Annotated in this window: 21 protein-coding genes; 16 read left to right on the top strand and 5 right to left on the bottom strand. The window is 34.7% G+C overall.

Going from position 1 to position 21,244, the window contains the following annotated elements:
- Positions 1-222 precede the first annotated feature (222 nt).
- From UGRO018_RS02855 to rbr, 5 genes are all read left to right on the top strand, one after another.
- Positions 223-456, top strand: a complete 234-nt coding sequence (locus UGRO018_RS02855; protein WP_416324944.1) for a hypothetical protein — start codon at positions 223-225, stop codon at positions 454-456.
- Positions 457-559: 103 nt separating this feature from the next.
- Positions 560-988, top strand: a complete 429-nt coding sequence (locus UGRO018_RS02850) for a VOC family protein (RefSeq protein ID WP_416324984.1) — start codon at positions 560-562, stop codon at positions 986-988.
- Positions 989-1,114: 126 nt separating this feature from the next.
- Positions 1,115-1,813 carry a hypothetical protein gene (locus UGRO018_RS02845; protein ID WP_416324943.1) on the top strand — a complete coding sequence of 233 codons (699 nt, stop codon included), beginning with the start codon at positions 1,115-1,117 and terminating at the stop codon, positions 1,811-1,813.
- A 103-nt stretch (positions 1,814-1,916) separates the two neighbouring features.
- Entirely contained in the window at positions 1,917-2,303 is a 387-nt protein-coding gene (locus UGRO018_RS02840; RefSeq protein WP_416324942.1) for a Fur family transcriptional regulator, read from the top strand.
- Between the two features lie 64 nt (positions 2,304-2,367).
- A complete protein-coding gene (gene rbr, locus UGRO018_RS02835; protein WP_416324941.1) occupies positions 2,368-2,907 on the top strand; it encodes a rubrerythrin in 540 nt (179 codons plus the stop codon).
- A gap of 78 nt (positions 2,908-2,985) precedes the next feature.
- Here the strand turns inward: rbr and UGRO018_RS02830 are convergent, their stop codons facing one another.
- Entirely contained in the window at positions 2,986-4,899 is a 1,914-nt protein-coding gene (locus tag UGRO018_RS02830) for a BglG family transcription antiterminator (protein ID WP_416324940.1), read from the bottom strand.
- Between the two features lie 188 nt (positions 4,900-5,087).
- On the opposite strand from UGRO018_RS02830, the gene UGRO018_RS02825 reads away from it, so the two are divergent.
- The 6 genes from UGRO018_RS02825 (at position 5,088) to UGRO018_RS02800 (ending at position 10,138) form a co-directional block, all read left to right on the top strand.
- Positions 5,088-5,408, top strand: coding sequence for a PTS sugar transporter subunit IIB (locus UGRO018_RS02825; RefSeq protein ID WP_416324939.1), 321 nt, complete (start codon positions 5,088-5,090; stop codon positions 5,406-5,408).
- A 21-nt stretch (positions 5,409-5,429) separates the two neighbouring features.
- Positions 5,430-6,716 (top strand): PTS sugar transporter subunit IIC, encoded by a 1,287-nt coding sequence (locus UGRO018_RS02820; protein WP_416324938.1) that lies wholly within the window; start codon positions 5,430-5,432, stop codon positions 6,714-6,716.
- Between the two features lie 15 nt (positions 6,717-6,731).
- The gene (locus UGRO018_RS02815; RefSeq protein WP_416324937.1) at positions 6,732-7,058 is read left to right on the top strand and encodes a PTS lactose/cellobiose transporter subunit IIA; all 327 of its coding nucleotides are present in this window, start codon (positions 6,732-6,734) and stop codon (positions 7,056-7,058) included.
- 39 nt (positions 7,059-7,097) lie between these two features.
- Complete coding sequence (locus tag UGRO018_RS02810; protein ID WP_416324936.1) at positions 7,098-8,552, top strand: glycoside hydrolase family 1 protein; 1,455 nt, start codon at positions 7,098-7,100, stop codon at positions 8,550-8,552.
- A gap of 122 nt (positions 8,553-8,674) precedes the next feature.
- Positions 8,675-9,613 carry an alpha/beta hydrolase gene (locus tag UGRO018_RS02805; RefSeq protein ID WP_416324935.1) on the top strand — a complete coding sequence of 313 codons (939 nt, stop codon included), beginning with the start codon at positions 8,675-8,677 and terminating at the stop codon, positions 9,611-9,613.
- 69 nt (positions 9,614-9,682) lie between these two features.
- A complete protein-coding gene (locus UGRO018_RS02800; protein WP_416324934.1) occupies positions 9,683-10,138 on the top strand; it encodes a hypothetical protein in 456 nt (151 codons plus the stop codon).
- A gap of 340 nt (positions 10,139-10,478) precedes the next feature.
- Here UGRO018_RS02800 and UGRO018_RS02795 read toward each other — a convergent pair whose 3' ends face one another.
- The 3 genes from UGRO018_RS02795 to UGRO018_RS02785 all read right to left on the bottom strand — a co-directional run bounded on the left by UGRO018_RS02795 (position 10,479) and on the right by UGRO018_RS02785 (position 16,128).
- Positions 10,479-12,944, bottom strand: a complete 2,466-nt coding sequence (locus UGRO018_RS02795; RefSeq protein WP_416324933.1) for a hybrid sensor histidine kinase/response regulator — start codon at positions 12,942-12,944, stop codon at positions 10,479-10,481.
- A 23-nt stretch (positions 12,945-12,967) separates the two neighbouring features.
- Positions 12,968-14,254, bottom strand: coding sequence for an ABC transporter substrate-binding protein (locus tag UGRO018_RS02790; protein WP_416324932.1), 1,287 nt, complete (start codon positions 14,252-14,254; stop codon positions 12,968-12,970).
- 320 nt (positions 14,255-14,574) lie between these two features.
- Entirely contained in the window at positions 14,575-16,128 is a 1,554-nt protein-coding gene (locus UGRO018_RS02785) for a glucosaminidase domain-containing protein (protein WP_416324931.1), read from the bottom strand.
- Positions 16,129-16,314: 186 nt separating this feature from the next.
- Here UGRO018_RS02785 and UGRO018_RS02780 point away from each other — a divergent pair, with 186 nt between their 5' ends.
- The 5 genes from UGRO018_RS02780 to UGRO018_RS02760 all read left to right on the top strand — a co-directional run bounded on the left by UGRO018_RS02780 (position 16,315) and on the right by UGRO018_RS02760 (position 19,427).
- A complete protein-coding gene (locus UGRO018_RS02780; RefSeq protein ID WP_416324930.1) occupies positions 16,315-17,544 on the top strand; it encodes an Mbeg1-like protein in 1,230 nt (409 codons plus the stop codon).
- 162 nt (positions 17,545-17,706) lie between these two features.
- The gene (locus UGRO018_RS02775) at positions 17,707-17,886 is read left to right on the top strand and encodes a hypothetical protein (RefSeq protein ID WP_416324929.1); all 180 of its coding nucleotides are present in this window, start codon (positions 17,707-17,709) and stop codon (positions 17,884-17,886) included.
- Positions 17,887-17,968: 82 nt separating this feature from the next.
- On the top strand, positions 17,969-18,520 hold the full coding sequence (locus tag UGRO018_RS02770; protein ID WP_416324928.1) for a PadR family transcriptional regulator: 552 nt from the start codon (positions 17,969-17,971) through the stop codon (positions 18,518-18,520).
- 84 nt (positions 18,521-18,604) lie between these two features.
- Complete coding sequence (locus UGRO018_RS02765) at positions 18,605-18,898, top strand: hypothetical protein (RefSeq protein ID WP_416324927.1); 294 nt, start codon at positions 18,605-18,607, stop codon at positions 18,896-18,898.
- A 64-nt stretch (positions 18,899-18,962) separates the two neighbouring features.
- Positions 18,963-19,427, top strand: a complete 465-nt coding sequence (locus tag UGRO018_RS02760) for an S-ribosylhomocysteine lyase (RefSeq protein WP_416324926.1) — start codon at positions 18,963-18,965, stop codon at positions 19,425-19,427.
- Between the two features lie 57 nt (positions 19,428-19,484).
- Here UGRO018_RS02760 and UGRO018_RS02755 read toward each other — a convergent pair whose 3' ends face one another.
- On the bottom strand, positions 19,485-21,221 hold the full coding sequence (locus UGRO018_RS02755) for an HAD-IIB family hydrolase (protein ID WP_416324925.1): 1,737 nt from the start codon (positions 21,219-21,221) through the stop codon (positions 19,485-19,487).
- Positions 21,222-21,244: the final 23 nt, after the last annotated feature.

The raw sequence follows: 21,244 nt of genomic DNA, 5'->3' as shown, positions 1-21,244 counted from the left end.
AATAAGCAAATATTTCATTTGTTAATTAATGCTATGGTACATAGTTAGCTTATGATGCTTTATAGGCACTTTCATTTTATAAGATGATTCATAAAATCTTGTTACTCTATAACTCTTTGGCTCTATCCTTTGCAATTAGAAGATTGACACGCTTTCTATAGAATGATAAGCTATTCATAGAAGTGAAATGGATTAGCACAATTGATATGAGGAGGATTTTAAATGAAAAGGAAATTAGGTTATGCTATGTTAGTACTTTCGGTTTTAACAACTGCGATTATTTTTCAAATGGCCAATGGTCTTTACTTTGAAAATCAAAGGCCACAGAATGAAAGTTTTCTTTATTTTGTGAATCGACCGGCAATGATGATCATAGGTATATGTATATTGATTGCTTTATATTTACTATATTTCGATAAATTAAAAGAAAAATACAATAAAGCACATGCAAAGTAGATGAAGTGATCCTTATTCGATTTTCTTGTCTGTTTTTTACAATTTCTATATATTAAAATCAACTAAAATAAGATTACAATATTAGGAGGAAACGATGATGGAAATGAATAAAATCACTTGTATTTGTTTAGGTGTAAGAGACATGGAGAAAGCATTGAACTTTTATAGAGATAAATTAGGCTTTCATACAGATTGTACAGAATCAAATCCCGATGTAGTATTCTTTGATACACCGGGAACCAAATTCGAATTATATCCATTACAATTATTGGCAGAGGATATCAATCCTGTAAATCCACCGGCGATCGCTTCTGGTTTTGCGGGTATTACACTTGCATATAACGTCCAAACAAAACAAGAAGTGGAAGATGTGATTGCTTTTGTAAGAGAAGCCGGAGGAACCATATTAAAAGAGCCACAAGATGTATTTTGGGGTGGATATCATGCATATTTCCAAGACTTAGATGGCTATTGTTGGGAAGTCGCATGGGGACCTAATTCTGAGTTTGATGAAATCGGTATGCTTAAATAAAACAGGAAGTAGATGAAAATCATCTACTTTTTTTCATCGACGCTAGATTTTACTAACACAAAATAAAGCAGAAAATGACTAAGAGGAATCTAATCATGATAAAATAATCATAACAGGAGGTCATTTATGAAGATATTTAAAAATAAGCAAGATGATAGTACAAATGGATTAAAAGTTAGTCTAAAGCAAATGAATTTTCATGAACATTTTGATCAAAATATAGCATTGATTTTAAAAAACCAAACAGCTATCATAAAGAATAGCGTAGTAATTTGTTTAACCAATGAAGCATTATCGCAAGCAATCGATGACATGAAAAAAGAATATCCAAAAGACACTTTTTCATATTCGCAATCTGTAATGGGATTATCGATTGATTATGCACTCCAACAACAACTTACTTTGAAGATGTATGGATTTCAACCAAAACCTCTTGTGATTTCAAGTGAGGACTTAGAGCCAATCCGTGATATCGTTGATAGCTTTTGTATCATGTATGCTTGTGCAAGGAATCAAATGCCATTAAATCAAGCATTCGCCTTATTGGAAAAGAAAGAAGTTTATTATTTAGGTGAGCCTTTTACTTTGGATTGTAAAAGCTTTGGTGTTGAGGTGATTGCTCGCCAACAGGATGATAAGGAATATCAATCAATGAAATTATTTCTTACACAAGAGAGCGCAAATCAATATAATAAAGATGATAGAACCATTAGCAAAGACACCTTAGGTAACTTATACGCCATGTGGAAAGGGACTTATGGCTTAATCATAGAACCACATAAAAATTATTGGGTGGAATTTGGAGTAGAAGATATTGGAGGATAAAATATAAATAAGAATAATTCTTAAAATAATTTTTAAAATGTATTGACAATTTCAATTTTCAGAGCTATAATAAGAACGGTTCTTAAGATTGGAGGTTGATGGGATGTATAAATCATCGAAGCAGAGAGATCTGATATTAAATTATATGAAACAGATCAATGGACATGTAACCGCTGAACAGATTTTTCAGGATCTTAATACGGGGGATACAAAAATTAGTCTAGCTACTGTCTATCGAAATTTGAATATTTTATGTGATATGCATGAAATCAAAAAGATTGCCCATCCTATTGATGGCTACCAATACGATAAGACATGTAAGCCGCACTACCATTTGCATTGTATCAAGTGTGACAGAATTCTTGATTTAGATCTTCCTTATAAAGAAGACTATAATAAAGAAATGTCAGAGTTAACGGGATTGCCAATTACAACTCATGATATGATGGTAGAAGGAATTTGTAAAGACTGCTTAGAGAAGCAGAAATAGGTTGGATGATACCGTTAAAGCGGTCAATCATAGTAAAGTAAAAACACATAGGAGGAAAAGAAAAATGGAATTAAAAGGATCAAAAACTGAACAGAATTTAATGGCAGCATTCGCTGGAGAAAGCCAGGCAAGAAACAAGTATACTTACTATGCTCAGATGGCTCGTGAAGAAGGTATGGAGCAAATCGCTGATATCTTTGAAGAAACAGCACGTAACGAACAAGAGCATGCGAAATTATGGTTTAAGGCATTACATGGAGATAAAGTTCCTACAACTGCAGTGAACTTGGAAGATGCAGCAGCAGGTGAAAACTACGAGTGGACTGATATGTACAAAGGATTCGCTGAAACTGCAAAAGAAGAAGGATTCGCAAAAATTGCTTTCCAAATGGAACAAGTTGCGAAAATCGAAAAACACCACGAAGAAAGATATCTAGCATTGTTAGAAAATGTTAAAAATGGTAAAGTGTTCGAAAAAGATGAACCAACTGTTTGGGTATGTGATATCTGTGGATACCGTCATGAAGGTCCTAAAGCACCAGGTGCTTGCCCAGTTTGCGGTTATTCAGGAGCTCACTTCGCTGAAGAAGCAAAAAACTACTAAAATTAAAATATAGAAAAAAGCCTGTAAATCAAAGAATTACAGGCTTTTTCTATGGGACATCAGGGCAAGAAATCAATGTTAATTGTATTTGATATAGTTCTTAATGATGATACGTTTGAAATCTTCAAAGTTTTTACATTTTTTGATTTCAGTGATAACCTCTGGTTCATTAAATAAGAGTATCAAGGATTCATATAAATTATGGAAGTGTTTATTGTCGATTTTATTAAATGCAATCATAAAAACAACATTCACAAAGTGTTGATCCTTCCATTCGATCCCTTTAGGACAAATGACCACAGCAATACTTGTTTTATAAGCACTCATTTTCATAGGATGTGGGATTGCGATATTCATGAATGCTGTTGAGCTAGCACGTTCTCTTTTCCATACTTCCTCTTTGAAGTCATTATGTACATAACCAAGAGATATCATTTGTTCAGCTAATTCATCAATGATTTCTTTCTTATCCGTTTGATGTGTTTTAAGATAAAATAAATCCTCATTGAAATAAAAGTCAATATTATCCGCAAGAATCCTACTTTTTTTAATGTTTTCAATGCGAGTAATAGCTTCCATGATCTTATTCTTATCGTAATTCATTGGAAGTGGTGGCAATAAAACCGTGATATAATCAGAGGATTCTGGTAGTGGTAGCGTTGTAATCAAAAGATCGAAAGATTCATTTTCAATTTCACTTTCAAAGGATACTAATTTTTCAATACTGATTTGTTCACCAAAATCCATAAGTATTTTGTTATATAAGAGATTGCCGATATTGAGATATTCCGGACATAAAATGATGCAAGATACTTTTGTTTCGGCCTTTTTTTGACGCTCGATTTCTGTGCCGACATGAAGCGCAAGAAATGCGATTTCATCTTCACTGATTTCTTCATGAAATTCTTGCATGAGCTGATATGCCATGAAAGTAGAGATGTCATAAATTGTAGGACAGGATATTTTAATAGATTCCAGCATAGGATTTTTCATAATGCTATGTTGATCTAATCGATTTTTTAAATTCTTCAAATGTAAAGCAAAGGGAGTTAAAAAGCTGTCTGACATTAGGTTAACAAAGAAGTGTTGATCGATATTTTGTATTAACTTTTTAGATAGCGAAAGAATTTCATCTGATACTACCTTAGATAATTCATCAATTTGGTCTTTCACATGATAATTGGCATTTGTTTTAAAAAGGATATAAATTTCGAACTTTTCGCTATTTGTGAATTCTACATCAAATATTTGTTCTAGTGTGAAACATAATTCTTCAACGATTGGCTGTTCTTCTGTTCCATCAATGACATGTTGTTCATGATTACTGATAATGTGATTTCCATTATGCATTCTATTGATCATAATAGTGACATGTAAAACTAAATTGATAAAAGAAAAATCATTGATATAGTAATGATATTTTTGAAATACTTCCTTAATCAGCGAACATGCTTCTTCCATATCATAATTAGGAAAGCTTTCTTGAAGAAAAGAAAGATCTAGAAAATTACCACTTGCTTCCTCTGACATAACATGAGTTATTAATCTTCGCTTATTTTTTTCTGTACCATTGATTTCGATTTGATGACCTATACAAGAAAATGTAATCTGGAAATTTGCGAAACTGGTATTCATTTTATAAATATCATTTCTTAAGGTGGAATCACTGATAAACAGTTCATCACAAAGATCAAAGATATCCAATTGATTTTGTTTTTCGAGTAATAATTTTTTGATTAAGTAAATACATCGTCCTTCATAATCCTGTGGAATATCATCTTTATACTTCAACAAAGTAGCAGCTTTCTGTTTATGAATGGTATATCCACGATTACTGGATAGAATAAGTCCCGGATAATTGAGATTTAATTCTGCAATATAGGATTTGATGGTTCTAATAGATAATGAAAGTACTTTAGACAATGTTTCAGAGGTAAGTTTTTCTTCATGATCATATAAATAACGTACTAATTCTTCTTGTTTTCTTTTCATGTTCTCACATCCTTATTGTAGAATTCTTAAGTATATTATAACGGCTTTCCTAAGGATTGAAAACTGTAAAATTGCACTGTGCAATCTCACCTTTTGCACAGTGCAGATGTTAAGTTGAGACAACGAAAAGAACATGGTTTAATGTAGGTGTAAAGTTCAAGAGCTTACCAAAAGAAGGAGGTCATAAAATGACACAGAAGCATATTTATCTTTGCTGTGGAGGCGGTTTATCCTCTGGATTCCTTGCGCAAAAAGCAAGAGCAGCAGCTAAAAAATTAAAAATAGACGCAACGATTGAAGCAAAAAGTGAAAGTGAGGTAACACAATACCTTCCCAAAATGGATATCTTATGTATTGGGCCACATTACGAATTCAGATTAAAAGCATTTGAAGAAATGGCAGCGCCTTATGATATTCCGGTTATCGTCATTCCTGAGGAAATCTATTCTATGTTAGATGGAAAAGCGTTATTAAACCTAGCTGTAGATACCTTGGAAAAGTATAAATAAAAGAAAGAGAGGAAAGCATTTATGAATCACATTATGAGCTGGTTTACCGATAAACTAGCGCCGGGGATGCAAAAAATCTTCAGAAATCCATGGGTAGGGGCAGTCGCAAGTGCAATGCAAAAGATATTACCGTTTATTCTGGTAGGATCTGTTGTATCCATCTATAACGTATTTGTAAGATATATACCATCTTTACCTGATATGAGTTTTGTAAATACCTTTAGCTTCGGTATGATGTCACTTATCGTATCATTCATGGTAGCATATTTTGGAATGGTAGAATTAGACCATCCGAAATATACGATAACTGCCGGTCTTACTTCGTTGACTGTATTCTTAATGGCACTTTGTCCTACCATGGCAACTTTGTTAAAGAATGCAACAACCGGTAAAACTGAGCTAACCATTACGGATATTAACTTCCTTGGTGGTAGTGGTTTATTTATCGCCATTATCGTAGCATTGGTCGTTATGGTTATTTTCCACTTTTATGCGAAACTACATGTATTAGAAAACAGTGCTTCTATGCCTGATTTCGTATGTGAATGGATCAATAACATCATTCCAATGACCCTGATTTATTTGTTGTTCGGTATTACAGTATTTACCGTTGGCTTTGATCTTGTTGGTTTTATCAATATGGTCTTCCAGCCAATTGTTGATATCGGTCAATCTTTACCTGGCTTTGTTATTATTTGTTTCTTGTATGTCTTGCTTTATTCAGTTGGAATTTCTGCATGGTCATTAAATGCTATTGTGAAACCAATCTTGATGGCCGGTATTGCCGCAAATGCAGAATTAGCTTTAGCTGGTGGACAGCCTGTGAACATTGTCACAACAGAAACTATTTTTACAACAGCGTTAATCGCAATGGGTGGTTTAGGTGGTACCTTACCATTGAATTTCTTAATGCTGTTCAAATGTAAGTCAAAGAAATTAAAGACGATGGGTAAAATTTGTTTAGCACCTTCCATTTTCAATATCAATGAACCATTGGTATATGGTGCACCTATTGTGTTCAATCCTTTGTTAATGATCCCAATGTGGATGAATTCTATTGTTGGTGCATTGATGATCTGGTTTATCATGAGAGCCGGTTTCTTAAATATTCCTGCTGGTGTAAATAATATATCTCGTATTCCTGCACCGATTTGTACATGGTTAACAACAGATGATTATAGAGCGTTTATCTGGTTCTTTGTATTATTTGCCATCTATGGTTTGATCTGGTATCCATTCTTAATGAAATATGACAGACAGTTGGTAAAAGAAGAACAAGAAAAAGAAGCCATAAAGAAAACTGCATAAGAGAGGAGGTAAGTTATGGACGAAAATAATCCATTGATTCCTGTTTCCATGTCTATCATCATGAGTGCAGGAAATGCAAGAACGAAAGCAAATGAAGCTTTAGATAGCATTGCATCTTTTGATTTCGTGATCGCCAAAGAGAAAATAAAGGAAGCAAGAGAAGATATTACAAAGGCGCATCAATGTCAAACAGAAATTATACAGGCAGAAGCAACAGGGCAACATTATGAATCCTGTCTATTATTTACACACGCTCAAGATACTTTAATGACGATTATGAGTGAAGTCAATTTGACAGAGAAAATGATCCTAATATTTGAAAGCTTTTATCAAAACAAGTAAAGCATCGAAAGATGCTTTTTCAAAAGAGAGGTGATCGGAATGAATATTTTAGAATACAAAAAAGATAAGATACAAGATTTATTTCCTGAGGATTTCTTATGGGGAGTTGCGATCAGTGCCAAACAAGCAGAAGGTATCGATGATCGTGCGATTACAGTCGCAGATTTACAAAACTATGATCCTAATGATAAATCCAAGGTAAAAGGAGATTTATCGAAAGATGAGATCATGGATCGTTTAACGCATCCAGATCGCTATAGCTTTCCTAAGAAAACAGGCATAGAATTTTATCATCGATATCAAGAGGATATCAAGCTTTTAAAAGAAATGGGAATCCGATGCTTTCGTTTTTCTATCAGTTGGGCAAGAATCTTTCCTAATGGCGCAGAAAACAATCCAAGTGAGGAAGGACTACAGTTTTATGATCACTTACTTGATTTGTTACATGAGAGTAAGATCGAACCGATCGTTACGTTATATCACGACGATATGCCAATAAATCTTGCGCTGAACTACAATGGATTCATGAGTAAATATGTGGTGGATCTATTTATAAAATATGCGGTTTTGGTAATGAAACGATATCAAAATAAGGTCACTTATTGGATACCTGTGAATCAAATCAATCTAACAAGAGTTGGACTTAGCTCTATTGGTGTCATTAAGGATACGGTAGATGATGTAGAAGCGATCAAATGGCAAGGTGTCCATCATAAATTCATAGCTTGCGCAAAAATCAAAGAGGCAGGAAAAAAAATAAACACAAAATTCCGCTTTGGCGCAATGCTTGCGGATTTCTTGGTGAATCCTATGACTTGTCAACCGGAAGATGTAGTCTTTGCGACAGAGAAAAATCAAATGACCATGTATTTTTTCGCAGATGTACAACTTCGTGGTGAATATCCTGGTTATGCATTACGTTATTTTAAAGATCATGACATCAAGATTGATGTAGAGGAAGATGAATTAGCATTGATACAGGAGCATACCTTAGATTTTCTAGCGATTAGCTATTATAACTCTAATGTAGTAAATCATAAGAAGAATACGATGGCAATCGGTAATTCGGAATTAAATCCATATTTAAAAGCCAATCCATGGGGATGGACAATAAATCCACTTGGTTTATATGATTGCTTTTTGAATTATTGGGATCGATATGAAAAACCATTGATGATAGCTGAAAATGGGTTTGGACAAATAGAAGAATTAAATGAAGAGCATACCGTTCATGATGATTATCGTATTGAGTATATCAAAGAGCATATCAAAGCTTTACAAAAAGCGATCCAACATGGTGTACATGTCTTTGCATATTGTGCATGGTCACCGATCGATATGGTATCCTCAGGCACAAGTGAAATGAAAAAACGTTATGGTTTCGTATATAATGATCAAGATGACGAGGGTAAAGGTACTCATCATCGATATCCAAAGGATTCTTATTGGTGGTATCGAGATGTTATCTTAAGCAATGCCAAAGACTTAGAATAAATGCAAGGGATAGGATGCCTTGCATTTTTTTCACTTGATCTTGTATGGATTCTTAGATAATTTAATTTGACTATCAAATTATTTCTGATATAATATCATAGTTTTGAAGAAAGAGTGATAACATGAAAAAAAGAACAAAACGTTTGTTACTACTATTTGTTGTATTGCTAATGGTACTTTTGGGAGGATTAGGTTATGCAGGAAATTATTTTTACTCCCTTGCAATCGATGCTACCACAGATAAATCCATTGTGTTTGGAAATAGTGAGGAAGATCCTTTAAAAGAACAAAGAAGACAAGAAGCATATGATACCTTCAAGCGTCATGGGAAAGATAGCTGGATCATAAATGAGGATGGATATCGTCTTCATTCTTATGAAATGAATCAAAACAGTCATCAATGGTTGATCGCAGTACATGGTTATATGGGAGAGGGCAAGGATCAACTTTCTGTTGGAAATAGATTTTATGAACAGGGTTATCAAGTATTGATACCGGATCTAAGAGGTCATGGACAAAGCGAAGGTACTTCTATAGGAATGGGAGCTTGGGATAGTGATGATATCGTTGAATGGATCAATAATATCTTAGAACAGGATCAAGAGGCTAGTATTGCTTTATATGGTGTTTCTATGGGTGCTAGTACGGTCATGATGACAACTGGACATAACTTACCTGAACAGGTGAAGGTTGCTGTTGAGGATTGTGGTTATACATCCGCATGGGATGAATTTTCTTTTCAATTAGATGATCTATTTGGATTACCATCTTTTCCGGCATTAGATGCCGCTAATATCATGACAATGATAAGAGCCGGTTATAACTTAAAAGATGCCGATGCACTTGCTGCGGTGAAACAGTCAAAAACACCTACCTTATTTATACATGGAGATGCGGATGACTTTGTACCTACAGAAATGGTATATCCTCTTTATGAAGCCGCAACTTGCGAAAAGAAGCTGTTTATCGTAAAGGGTGCAGGCCATGGACAAAGTAGAGATGTTGATCCTGAAGGCTACTGGAAAGAGGTAGATGCCTTCATAAAAACATATATGAACTAGAACAGGAAACTGTTCTTTTTTGTATCGTGATATGGGTGCTTGACATATAGTAAGTTAGGGAGGGAGCGTATGTATAATCTGATTTGTAATTCTAAATGGTGTCCTAGCTCTTGTGAAGGACCAACGTATTTCCATAGTTGCGGACCTATCACTTATGATGAATTTTTTCTTCATGAAAACAGGACTTGTAGTGTAAGTATTCCAACCTGTCATCAATCATCGGCAGGTATTTATTATGATCTTAGCATTCAAACCTTAGATCATCATTGTATCGCATGGGGGTGTTGTATAAGAGCAATTCAAGCGCAACAAGTAATATTACGTGCTGATTTTTATGATCGATGTCAAGAGCTGATTGCGACAGCAAAACAAAATGTATGTGAAAAGATATGCGCAGATTTTCAAGATATCGTTGTTTTCTTTGAGATACCAAAGGAGGCTTGTAGTGTTCAATTATCTATAGAATTTTGTGGTTTGATCACAGCGTGTACGCTTTGTGCACCTTTTGCTTATTTCGATGATTGATCTTTTATAAGGAAGCTACATCATAGCGATTTCATAGGAAAAAGCATAACTTTTAGGGAAAAGCCGGAAAAAGCTTGCTTTTCCTTTTTTTTATGTTATAACATATATAACCAACGAGCTGGTAGCTGTTGCGTTATGGTATAAAAAAGAAAAAGGTAGCTCCACAAGTTTAGTTCCTACGAAAATCCTTTCATTACAAACTAATCATTTTCTCGTTCTTTTCTTGTGTCGCTATAGATCGCAAATAGTCTTTTCTGTTGGAATGATGATGAGCTTTCCGATAAGAGAAGGCTTTTTCTATCATAAAAAGGAATCCTTTTTTAGATTGGATTCCTTTTGTTTACATTCTTTCTGTATTGATCTTGCGAAGCCATTTTTCTAAAAGTTGATGAAGCTTTTTCATTTCAATAGGTTTAGGAAGGAAATCATCAAAGCCAACCTCATAAAACATCGCCATGGCATTTGCAGTGGCATTAGCGGTTAACGCAATGATCGGAACAGATGGAGCATATTCTTCTGGTAGTTCTCTGATATGTTGTAATGTTTCTACACCATCCATATCCGGCATCATGTGATCCATAAAGATGATATCATATTTCTTTTTTCGGATCATTTCCAAAGCTTTTTCTCCTGAAGAAGCGCTATCTACATGAATCTGATAAAGTTTCAATATTTCTGTCGCAATTTCTCTGTTCATTTCATTATCATCAACGACTAGGACATGGGTCATTGGGAGTGGATCGATATCCATCGTAGGATCATCTTGCATAGTTTCATGCTCAATGCCACTTTCTCCATCTAATAAACTTGATATTTGAAGCGAAAACATTGGTTTATAAATGGAAGGTTCTTTTTCCTTGATTGATAATAAAGAAGGGTCCTGTTGATTCAACATGCTTACGAGAACAGTGTTTTTTGATTTTAGATGGATAGGGATATCCGGAAGTTTTTCATGATCAAATAAAATATAATCATAGTGTTGATCTTGTATCAAAGAAGCAAGCTGCTCTTTTTGTTCACAAATAGTAAAGAAGATACCTTGTCGTTTCAGACATGAAGTGAAATAATGCTTCCATATTTCAGAACTTTCCCAAATCAAAAGCTTTTGTTCCTTATGTAATGTTTCCTTGATCAATACATCACTGTTCGTTTGTTGTTGAGGAATGGTGATGGTAAAGACAGAGCCTTTTCCATATTCGCTTTCTACTTGAATCGTACCATTCATTAAGGTACACAAACCAAGGGATATGGCCAACCCCAGACCGGTTCCTTCTTTAGAATGATTATAATGGGTATCTACTTGATGGAAACTGATAAAAAGTTTATCTAAATCCTGTTTTTTAATACCGATACCGGTATCTGTGACCTTACATTGTAAGACATTGTTTGATTCTCTTTTTAAGTAGGAAACTTCAACTTTGATAAAGCCTTTCTGTGTGAATTTTACTGCATTGCCGACAATGTTGATCAAGATTTGTTTGATTCTTAGCATGTCACCGATCAAATGACTTGGTACGTTTGTATCAAAATCAATAAAGAAATCAATAGGTTTATCCTTTAATCGAACAACCGCAAGGGATGTGATATCATAGAAAAGAGGCTCTAGTTCGTATTCTGCCGGGACGATAGTGAATTTACCTGCTTCGATTTTAGAAAAATCCAAAATATCGTTGATGATCGCAAGAAGTCCTTTGCTTGAACTTAAGATATTTGATACATAATTCCGTTGTTGGCTTTGAAGATCACTTCGTAAAAGGATTTCTCCGGTTCCTATGATTGCATTCATCGGGGTTCTGATTTCATGACTCATATTCGCAAGGAAAATAGATTTTGCTTCTGCAGCGTGTTTTTGGTTTTGTGAATTGATCCAGAAGATAGAAGTTCCTGTCAATAAGCCAAGAAAGACGATCAATACAACGACGCTCATGATGATAAGCTGATTCATCAAAGCATCTGTTTTGTTTGTAATTACATCCTTTGCGACAATATTTACAATGGTCCAATCATTCATGCCTAAAGACGTATAATAAGCATATCGATCTTCACCAAGCTGATTGAAATAAATCATGCCTGATTCTTGTGATTGAATGTTTTGTTGAATCTGTGATAAGGAAGCATCATCTTTGATTTCTACATTTTTTAAAAGCCAGTAAAAGTTGCTGTAATCCATGCTTTTATTATGTAAAATTAAATCACCCTTGTTATCTATGATATAAGAGTATCCTGCTCCTTGAAAGCTATCTACTTTCAATGCATCATCCAGTCGTGATAGCTCGATCATTGCACTTAAGGCGCCTGCCGGTTGTTCTGTTTTATCGTATATAGGAACCGTGATGACGATACCAGAAGCAACACGATCTCTTAAGATTTCTTGCGTTAGATCACTTATGGTGCTTTTTCCTTGTAAAGCATTCTGAAAGGCTACCTCACTTGTAATATTGTGATTCATGTAACTATCTGTTGCGATGAAATTACCACTTTGATCAGCGTATCCAGCATAGGTAAAGCCTTCTCTATTTACCATATTAGTTAGATATCTCATGCGTTGATCTTCTTTAAAGACAAACAACGCATTTCCTGCATTTTGTAATGCATTTTCGCTATCTTTTAATACCGACTCTGTATATACTGCGATATGATCCGCAATTTCTGAGAGATAGGCCTTGTTTTCCTCAAGGAGTGCTGTATCAAATGCTTGAATATAGGAAATAAAGATCCTAATAAACACTCCAATCATAAACAGCATAGAAATTCCTATCATCCAGATATGAGGCTTGTTATGAAGATACGATTTTATTTTTTTCATATGACCACCTGCTTTTAAGCTTGCTAATCCTTGATTCTAGCATTTCTAAGCTCATCCATTTGTTTTAAACATTCACTTTCGCTCATGGTACTTCCAGGGCGAATATACTCATAAATGCTAGAGGCATCCATCTGTGAGTAACCTTTGATTCTAAGCCAAGCAATGGAATCATGGTAGTTTTTCTCTATCAGACGTTCATTTTCAAGATATTGAGGAGTAGAGATACTATCAATTTGTTTCTTGAATACAGGAGCTGTATTGATATTTTCAAAGGCAACATTATAGTTATAAGGATCAGCTAAAAAGGTAATAAAGTCTAAGGCAGCATCTAGTTTTTCACTATGTTTGTTTGCCATGAATAGATTTAGGTTAGGCCCTTCAAAGGTTCCTTGGTCAGGAACTCCCATAAAGGCAGGCATCAAAGCGAATTTTGAAGCATCACCTTTAAAATCCGTATAAAGCCAAGTATCCCAACATAGTAACATTGCATATTGTTCACTTTCTAATGCATCACTCATACCATTCCAGTGATCTTCCATATAGTGCTCACCGAAGTATCCCTTTTCTGCCATGGTACGATACCAAGTTAAGATCGTTTTCATTTCCGGTAAATCTCGATAACCAAGCTCGCCTTGATTGAGCTGTTCTAATATTGCAGTATTCTCAACTACCGTATCCAAAGGAAACTGATATAATAACATGGAAATTTCTTTGGCAGGCATATACATCGGTGTAATACCTTGTCTTAACAATTCCTCACAAACATTTAGAAATTCTTGTTGTGTTGTCGGTATAGAAAGATGATATTTGTCAAAGATTTCTTTATTATAGATCGTTCCGGAGATGGAAGCTTCCCAATGAGGAAGCCCGATGATCTTCCCATGATAAACGGTTTGATTGATTGAGGTTTCTGTAAGATCCTGTACCCAAACGGCATCGGAAAAATCATAGAAATTTTCATCAGGATCATAGGCATCAATATTGGTTCCACCATAATTCACAAAGATATCAGGTGCCTCTATTTCACCTTGCAAAGCAGCTGTCATCTTTTCTACGATCTGATCCTTTGGTATTTGAACGATCTTAATTTGATTATCAGTTAAAGTCTCGTAGCGTTTGCATGCTTTTTGAATATAAGAGCGATCCATATCCGGTTCCACTCCCCATATGGTAATGGTTTCCTGAGCAACTTTGCCCCATTCATATAGTGGTTCATCAAAAGAGGGTGCTTTGTTTGTCGTTGATTGTTTGTCGCAGCCAGATAATAGGATCATGGCAATGATAATGAATAGATATGCTTTCTTCTTCATGGTATCCTCTCCCTCAATAAATCTCCTTTTTTCTATTATATCATTTTTTTGAAATAGCATGTAATTTTTACATCAACAAAAAAACAGCTCCAAAGGAACTGTTGATTATAGCTGATTATACATAAAAAAAAGCGTTAGTGTTATCGATCTGGGGGAAGATATACTGATTTACCTATATGGGTGGGGGAAGAAAGGGTAAACCAGCTGATAACACTAACGAGTATAATATAAACTATTTGGGTTTGAAAATCAATACATTTTGCTCGAATTGAGGAATTTATTTCATTTTTTTTTAAATTTTATCATATAAATACCATATATTACCTATTTTTGTCCTCTGCAAGGAGATAAACTTCTTGTACTTTGGCTTGATATTGCGTACTATTTAAGTCAACTTGGGTACCATCGCTTGTTAATGGAGCATCACTTTTGATTTTGTACCAAGTTCCTTGATCGTTTTTCATGGTATCCAATAAAAGATAAGATGCATGCTTTATGGTTGGTGTATAATACAATATAGTACTGTCTTTATCCGGTTTTTGATAAACGGGCACATGATCTACATCCATGATCAAAAGTGAAAAGTTTGCGTCTTTCTTTCCCATGGCATTGTCAAATTTACGATAAAAGGCTGCGGCTTTTTCTCCCCAATAAGGATCAGAAGCATAACGAACATTCATTCCGCTTTCTTTATCCCCGAAGAAGGCTCCTCGATAACGATTGGCTTGATCAGCATTACAAGTACCGGTTCCTTTGAATCCGTCACAGGCGTTTAAATAACCTTGATTTAAAAAATGTGAGGCGTGAACCAAAATGCTTTCTGCGCTACTGGCATATTGATTGGCACTTTTACTAGGAGAAGCATCATAAGCCGCATGGCCAAATAAATTGTTTTTTGTAAATGCCAGTTCACTTGTTCCATATGCTGTTTCATTAATGGAAAGACTCATCATCATGATTGCATTGGTACTATATTTATTTTGTGCATCAATAAAGCTTTTTCCACTTTGATACAACATAGATTCTCCATTTCCCATAGGATATCCTTTTGGATACGCATGATAGCCTAGTTCTTTACTGATATAGGTATTGATATCTTCTGCGGTATAATTGGATATGCTTCGATGAGATAAATATTGATAATAGTTATGGTAAGGAGCATTCGCATTGATGCTGTTTTTTCTTGTATCATTTTGATAATCATCGCTCATACTGGAAAATGAAGAATAGAAATAATGGCCATCATAACTGTAATAATAATCATATGAGGTTTCTTGGAAAGGAAGGCCGATATCAAGTGAAAGGGCATATTCTGCTTTGGTTACGTCAGTTGTCCCTTTATGTAGAAACGTCTTATCTTTTACAACATAATGACTTACACTTGAAACTTCTTTTTCGTCGTAATAATTTAATAAACGAACATCTTTTCGATCCACCCATCCAATGACACCACCCATCATGAACTTAAACTGTTTCCCATCTTTACTGGTATCTAAATATATGGCATCTGCGCCATAACAACCATTGATATAACCTGTTTCTTTACGATCATCTATCGTATATTCTGTATTCACTGTGCATTTTTTCGTGCGGAAATCAAGCACACCATAACGCATTGCTACACGAGTGCCATCATCTGTGGTAATCATATAGTTTTCATTCTCTCCATGTTGAAGCTTTCGCATGTTATCCTTTGCCATAGAAAGAGAATCATAAGTTTGTATTTGAGAAGCAACCCCATCTTTGTCAATGATGATGAGATGATAATCTGTCTTTGTATCCAAATAAAAACAAAATAAGATAATTGCACCGGCAATCAAACTACCTGTTACTATGATTTTAAACGACGAGACTCGTTTTTTCTTTTTTTTCATAAACTCACCCTTTTCTTCATTTTACAATATGCAAATACAAAAGGAAATAAAACTAAAACAGATGTAAGAAAATCGAAAGATTCCGACATGTTTTTGATCAGGTTTATGCTCGAATCTTCTTTTCGTAAAGCTTTACCATCCTCACAAAAAGATTTATAATGAAGTCTAAAGGAAGGACGTGGCGTAATGTTAAAAGAAAAAATTTTTTATGATCTATCTTTATTGAGCTATTTCGACGCATATGAAACAGGAGTCAGTGTCGATACATTGATACGCCAGATTCTTGAAGATGAGTCTTTAGAGAAAGACTATGATAAAGATATTACTTTGCCTTATCATAAGGAGCTGTTAAGAAACATTCCTATTGGAGAATATGAGGATTTATATATCAAAGATTATGTAAATGATAATGACGCAAGTGGTGTTGTCTATTATATATTCAGTTATGAAGATGTAGATATTATCGCATTTCGTGGAAGTGAGACATTGGATGATGTTCATCATAAGACCGGTTGGCAGGATTGGACAGATAACTTTCATATGTTTTTAGGAGGTCCTACGTACCAACAACTCATTGCCTTACATGAGATACAAAAACGACAAATAGATAAGCCTTTTTATATTTGCGGACATTCCAAAGGTGGAAATCTCGCTATGTATGTCGCATTAACGATGAAAGCAGAGCTTTTAGATCAATTACAAGCAGTTGTAAGTTTCAATGCTCCTGGTATTACCAAAAATATCCTGGAAATTTATGAACAACGAGCGAAGGATCCTGATTTTTTGAAAAAGATCATAATATTTGAATGTGAGAATGACTGTATTTCATCTTTTTTTGAAAATTTAAAGACTCCATTTTATATCAAATCCAGTATCCCATGTACCAATTTGATTCAACTTTATCACAATCATCAAATATATGCGATGGATTTTCATGAAAACCATTATATATTGGCAGAAAAGAAAACCGCAATACCAAAGATCGTTTATCATTTTGTGAATGACTTCTTTGTGAATCTGAAGGAAGAACGTTTACATCATGTAGTCGCAAGCATGGATGATTATTTTAATAGCTCTTTATCGATGTTTGAGCTATATAAGGTGTTACTATATCATATCTCTCATTATACAAACTTATTTGAGGATATCCCTTATGAGGAAATACAAACCATTACATTCCAAGATCTGATTGAACGCAGAAAAACCAAAAACCTACTTGGCAAGGTAAAAGAGAAAGCAGTGCAATCCTTAAATGATATTGATATCAAAGAAGTTACACAGGGCGTGATCGATAACTATGAGTTGATGATCGATACCACGAAAACACAACTACAGGAGCTCTTAAATAAGAATAATGAGCGTATCACTAAGGCAATCTTTTCTATCAGAAATCGAGGAAATAAGGAGATAGAGTAACCTATGAATTACCATTGTTAACGATATGCAACTTGATTTTGAGAGGAAAAAAAAGTAAAATAAGAATGGTGATAACAGCAACAGAAGCGAATTGTTAAAAGTCAAATCGCTTCTGTTTTCACAAGATAGGAAATGATATAGGTTAAAATTTAGGAGGAGAAAATGAAAGAATACAAATTACTTTACTTAAACAAAGGGATGAAGTTTTTAAGAGAAAAGGATTTATTACAGGCAGAAGAATTATTGAATCAATATATTTCTGAAGGATGGGTTCTTCAACAAATGGTTTCTCCATGCGATGGATTAGGAGTTTTGATTGCCGTTGTGTTTAGAGAAGTATAGTTTTACCTTTAAGGATTGCAAACGTGGTCAATTCATTGTATTCTAATAATAGAATATTACTAAGGTAGAAAGAAGGTATAGAATGCCCTTAAAACATGCGATTCTCGGGTTATTGAATTATCAAGATATGACCGGTTATGAAATTGATCGCTATTTCAAATCCAGTATAGCATTCTTCTGGCATGCACAGACTTCACAGATTTATAAAGAATTAAATAATCTATTGAAGGAAAACTGGGTCACCAATGATTTGATATATCAAAGTGATAAGCCGAATAAAAAGGTATATCATATCACAGAGGAAGGTCAATTAGAGCTTCATCGATGGTTGGCAGATGCGGATCTAAGTGAAATGATGAAGTATAAAAACCCTTTATTGATCAAGATTTTCTTTTGTGGCAACATGGAAATCGATCAAACGATGAGGATATTGGAAAAATATAAACAAGAATGTAATGCTATCATTGATTCTATGAATGAGGATATCACGAAGTTACCTGAATTTGAGGCCGCAACACAAAAGGATAATGAATCCTTTTATTGGGGAATGACAATGACCTATGGTTTTATGTATTATCAAAATGAAATCAAATGGGCTAATTGGTGTATTGATAAATTAAAAGAAAAAATATGAGAGAAATTTTCTTTATAAAGGTATGCATACCATGGTATAATACGGTTGTATAGCGTTTCATCAAGGTGAGAAGGAGTGATTGTCATGGCAAAACTTGAGATGAAAGATTATTTAAATTGTTTACAGGCAAAAAAACAGGAGGCACACGACAAACAGTGGCTTTATATTGAAGTTAACGCAAAGGACCTTTTGGAGGAATGTGAACCAGGGGTAAAAAACCAGAATGTTTGTTGTAAAGCAATGCTGGATGCCATGCTGGAAGGGGATGGCTTTATCGTAGAGCCTAAGAACAAAAGCAAATGTGCAGCTAGTTTAACGATTCGTTATTATGTAGATAATTTAAGTCCGGAACGTAGAAAGTACGCTGAAGTTAATTAAGTATCATAAAGGGTATGAGAAATCATGCCTTTTGTTTTTGTATAATAAAATGGAGGTTAAAACGATGAATAAAATTACAAGCTTTTGTATCGATCATGATAAATTAGGGAAAGGACTTTATGTTTCACGTATAGATGGAGATGTGATCACCTATGATATGCGTATGGTGATACCCAATGCCGGTACATATTTAGATAATGCCGGGTTACATACATTTGAACATCTTCTGGCAACTTATGTTAGAAATTCCGATCAAAGTGATCAAATCATCTACGTTGGACCTATGGGATGTAGAACAGGATTTTATTTCTTGACAAGAGATCGTATGTCAAAAGAAGAAGTAATCAAACTATTACAGGAGGCTATGGCATTTATCAAGGACTTTCATGATGATATTCCCGGAGCGTCCGAAAGCAAAGAATGTGGCAATTACTTAGATCATGATCTAGCGAAAGCAAGGGCATATGCAAAAGATTATGGTGAAGTGATTCAACAATGGACACCTACAGACATGGTATATCCAGAATAATGGTAAAAAGACGATAAAACAAGGAGAATTGATCCTGTCTGATCGTCTTTTTATATACTAATTCTTGATGAATGCGAGTGCTTCTGATACATCATGGACACATTTCTTCGCATGTTTCATGAGTGCTTGATTCCCGATGATTGCAAAGCCATAGCTGTTTTGAATCAAATCGATATCATTGTAACTATCACCGATCGTATAAATATGATGGTTATCAATATCATAATAAGAAGCAAGAAATGGCAATACGTTTCCTTTGGTTACCCCCTTCTTGGTAACATCGATAAAACGTTTATTGGCGCTTGCGTGAAGTGCAGGAAAAACTTCATTGATATGTTGCGCATATCGTAATGCATGATCTTCATCCGGAAATTCACAAGTAAACATATATAGCTTATCAAGCTTCGAAATATTTGATACTTTATGAAATTTTTCAAATTGAACTTTTTCAAACGCCAGAGAAGCTTCATGTAATGGCTCTCGATAGCCTAAACAAACGTTGTGATATCCAACGGCATGATAAGTATAAGCGTTACTACGTTTGATATCACATAAGAATGCATCAATATCACATGTGATCGGTTGTTCATATAATATATCTCCATGAAGATCAAGGATCAAGGCACCATTGAAACATACCAATACATCATAGGGGATATGATACTTCTGGCAAACTTGCATGAGGGATATAGGATCTCTTCCACTGATCAAACCAAAGACATGTGATGTAGCAAAAGCTCTGATTGCCATGATATCTTTTTCTTTTACGATATGATTGCCTAAACTTAGGGTTCCGTCAAAGTCAGATAAAAACATCAATTTTTCCTTCTTTTGTAAGATACATCTTCCGGAAGGAGAATAACATTGATTGCATGTCAAACAAGATGACTTTTGTTGATAGTATGGTAACTCAGGTTCACAGATGAGCGCATGAGACATAGAAAATCCGGCTAGAGGGCTTTCTTTGAATTGTTTCTCCATAGTTGTGATATCACGATTGCCCCCGACACAAAAAACCGGAATCGTTAAGGAGTTTGCGTATAGAATTGCTTCATGATAATAATAACTTTCACCTTTACGTTTTCTGTAATCTCCTCCACTGATTTCAATAGAATCTAAGCCGTTTTCTTGTAGTGATCTAGCAAAAGTAAGACTTTCTTCTAATGTCATTCCACCGGGCTCAAAATCAGCACAATGAACCTTTGCGCTGATATGAAACTGCTTAGAAACGGATGCTTTGATCGCTTGAAGAATTTCTAAACATAAAGCCCCACGTTGTAAAATGTCACCTTGATATTCATCGGTTCTATGATTATGATTTGGATTCAAACATTGTGATAATAGATATCCATGTGCAAAGTGTAGTTGGATACCATCAAAACCGGCAAGCTCAGCCAAACAAGCACATTTGCTAAATAAGGAAGGTAGACGCTTTAATTCCTTTGTTGTGTAATCATTGATCGTTTTTATTTTATGATCGCCACCGGCTACGATCTGAAGTAAGATCTTACTGTTTTTTCTATGTACGCTCTGGCATAAATGACGATAATCCTTTATTTGGCTTTGTTGTGTGAACCCAAGCATATGCTTGGTCACGATTTCCAAAGGATCAGGATAACAGAATCCGGTAATGATCAAACCCACATGTTGAGCCAATTGTTCATAATATAAGACAAGCTTTTCAGAAGGTGTATGTTGTGCATTTGCCATACTTTCATTTGTTGCGGATCGAATAAATCCATTCTTCAATTCCATATTTTTCCAATATACAGGTTTATGAATATCCCTTATCATAAATATCAGTCCTCATTTCCTAT

Origin of the sequence: Hoskinsella mucinilytica (genome assembly GCF_045223415.1) — a bacterium.
GTDB lineage: Bacteria > Bacillota_I > Bacilli_A > Erysipelotrichales > Erysipelotrichaceae > Hoskinsella > Hoskinsella mucinilytica.
This window is presented reverse-complemented; position numbering and strand designations above follow the sequence as displayed.

Bases quoted from the DNA above. Each gene is read 5' to 3' on its own strand.
- UGRO018_RS02855 (WP_416324944.1), top strand. From the start codon at position 223: ATGAAAAGGAAATTAGGTTATGCTATGTTAGTACTTTCGGTTTTAACA.
- UGRO018_RS02850 (WP_416324984.1), top strand. From the start codon at position 560: ATGAATAAAATCACTTGTATTTGTTTAGGTGTAAGAGACATGGAGAAA.
- UGRO018_RS02845 (WP_416324943.1), top strand. From the start codon at position 1,115: ATGAAGATATTTAAAAATAAGCAAGATGATAGTACAAATGGATTAAAA.
- UGRO018_RS02840 (WP_416324942.1), top strand. From the start codon at position 1,917: ATGTATAAATCATCGAAGCAGAGAGATCTGATATTAAATTATATGAAA.
- rbr (WP_416324941.1), top strand. From the start codon at position 2,368: ATGGAATTAAAAGGATCAAAAACTGAACAGAATTTAATGGCAGCATTC.
- UGRO018_RS02830 (WP_416324940.1), bottom strand. From the start codon at position 4,899: ATGAAAAGAAAACAAGAAGAATTAGTACGTTATTTATATGATCATGAA.
- UGRO018_RS02825 (WP_416324939.1), top strand. From the start codon at position 5,088: ATGACACAGAAGCATATTTATCTTTGCTGTGGAGGCGGTTTATCCTCT.
- UGRO018_RS02820 (WP_416324938.1), top strand. From the start codon at position 5,430: ATGAATCACATTATGAGCTGGTTTACCGATAAACTAGCGCCGGGGATG.
- UGRO018_RS02815 (WP_416324937.1), top strand. From the start codon at position 6,732: ATGGACGAAAATAATCCATTGATTCCTGTTTCCATGTCTATCATCATG.
- UGRO018_RS02810 (WP_416324936.1), top strand. From the start codon at position 7,098: ATGAATATTTTAGAATACAAAAAAGATAAGATACAAGATTTATTTCCT.
- UGRO018_RS02805 (WP_416324935.1), top strand. From the start codon at position 8,675: ATGAAAAAAAGAACAAAACGTTTGTTACTACTATTTGTTGTATTGCTA.
- UGRO018_RS02800 (WP_416324934.1), top strand. From the start codon at position 9,683: ATGTATAATCTGATTTGTAATTCTAAATGGTGTCCTAGCTCTTGTGAA.
- UGRO018_RS02795 (WP_416324933.1), bottom strand. From the start codon at position 12,944: ATGAAAAAAATAAAATCGTATCTTCATAACAAGCCTCATATCTGGATG.
- UGRO018_RS02790 (WP_416324932.1), bottom strand. From the start codon at position 14,254: ATGAAGAAGAAAGCATATCTATTCATTATCATTGCCATGATCCTATTA.
- UGRO018_RS02785 (WP_416324931.1), bottom strand. From the start codon at position 16,128: ATGAAAAAAAAGAAAAAACGAGTCTCGTCGTTTAAAATCATAGTAACA.
- UGRO018_RS02780 (WP_416324930.1), top strand. From the start codon at position 16,315: ATGTTAAAAGAAAAAATTTTTTATGATCTATCTTTATTGAGCTATTTC.
- UGRO018_RS02775 (WP_416324929.1), top strand. From the start codon at position 17,707: ATGAAAGAATACAAATTACTTTACTTAAACAAAGGGATGAAGTTTTTA.
- UGRO018_RS02770 (WP_416324928.1), top strand. From the start codon at position 17,969: ATGCCCTTAAAACATGCGATTCTCGGGTTATTGAATTATCAAGATATG.
- UGRO018_RS02765 (WP_416324927.1), top strand. From the start codon at position 18,605: ATGGCAAAACTTGAGATGAAAGATTATTTAAATTGTTTACAGGCAAAA.
- UGRO018_RS02760 (WP_416324926.1), top strand. From the start codon at position 18,963: ATGAATAAAATTACAAGCTTTTGTATCGATCATGATAAATTAGGGAAA.
- UGRO018_RS02755 (WP_416324925.1), bottom strand. From the start codon at position 21,221: ATGATAAGGGATATTCATAAACCTGTATATTGGAAAAATATGGAATTG.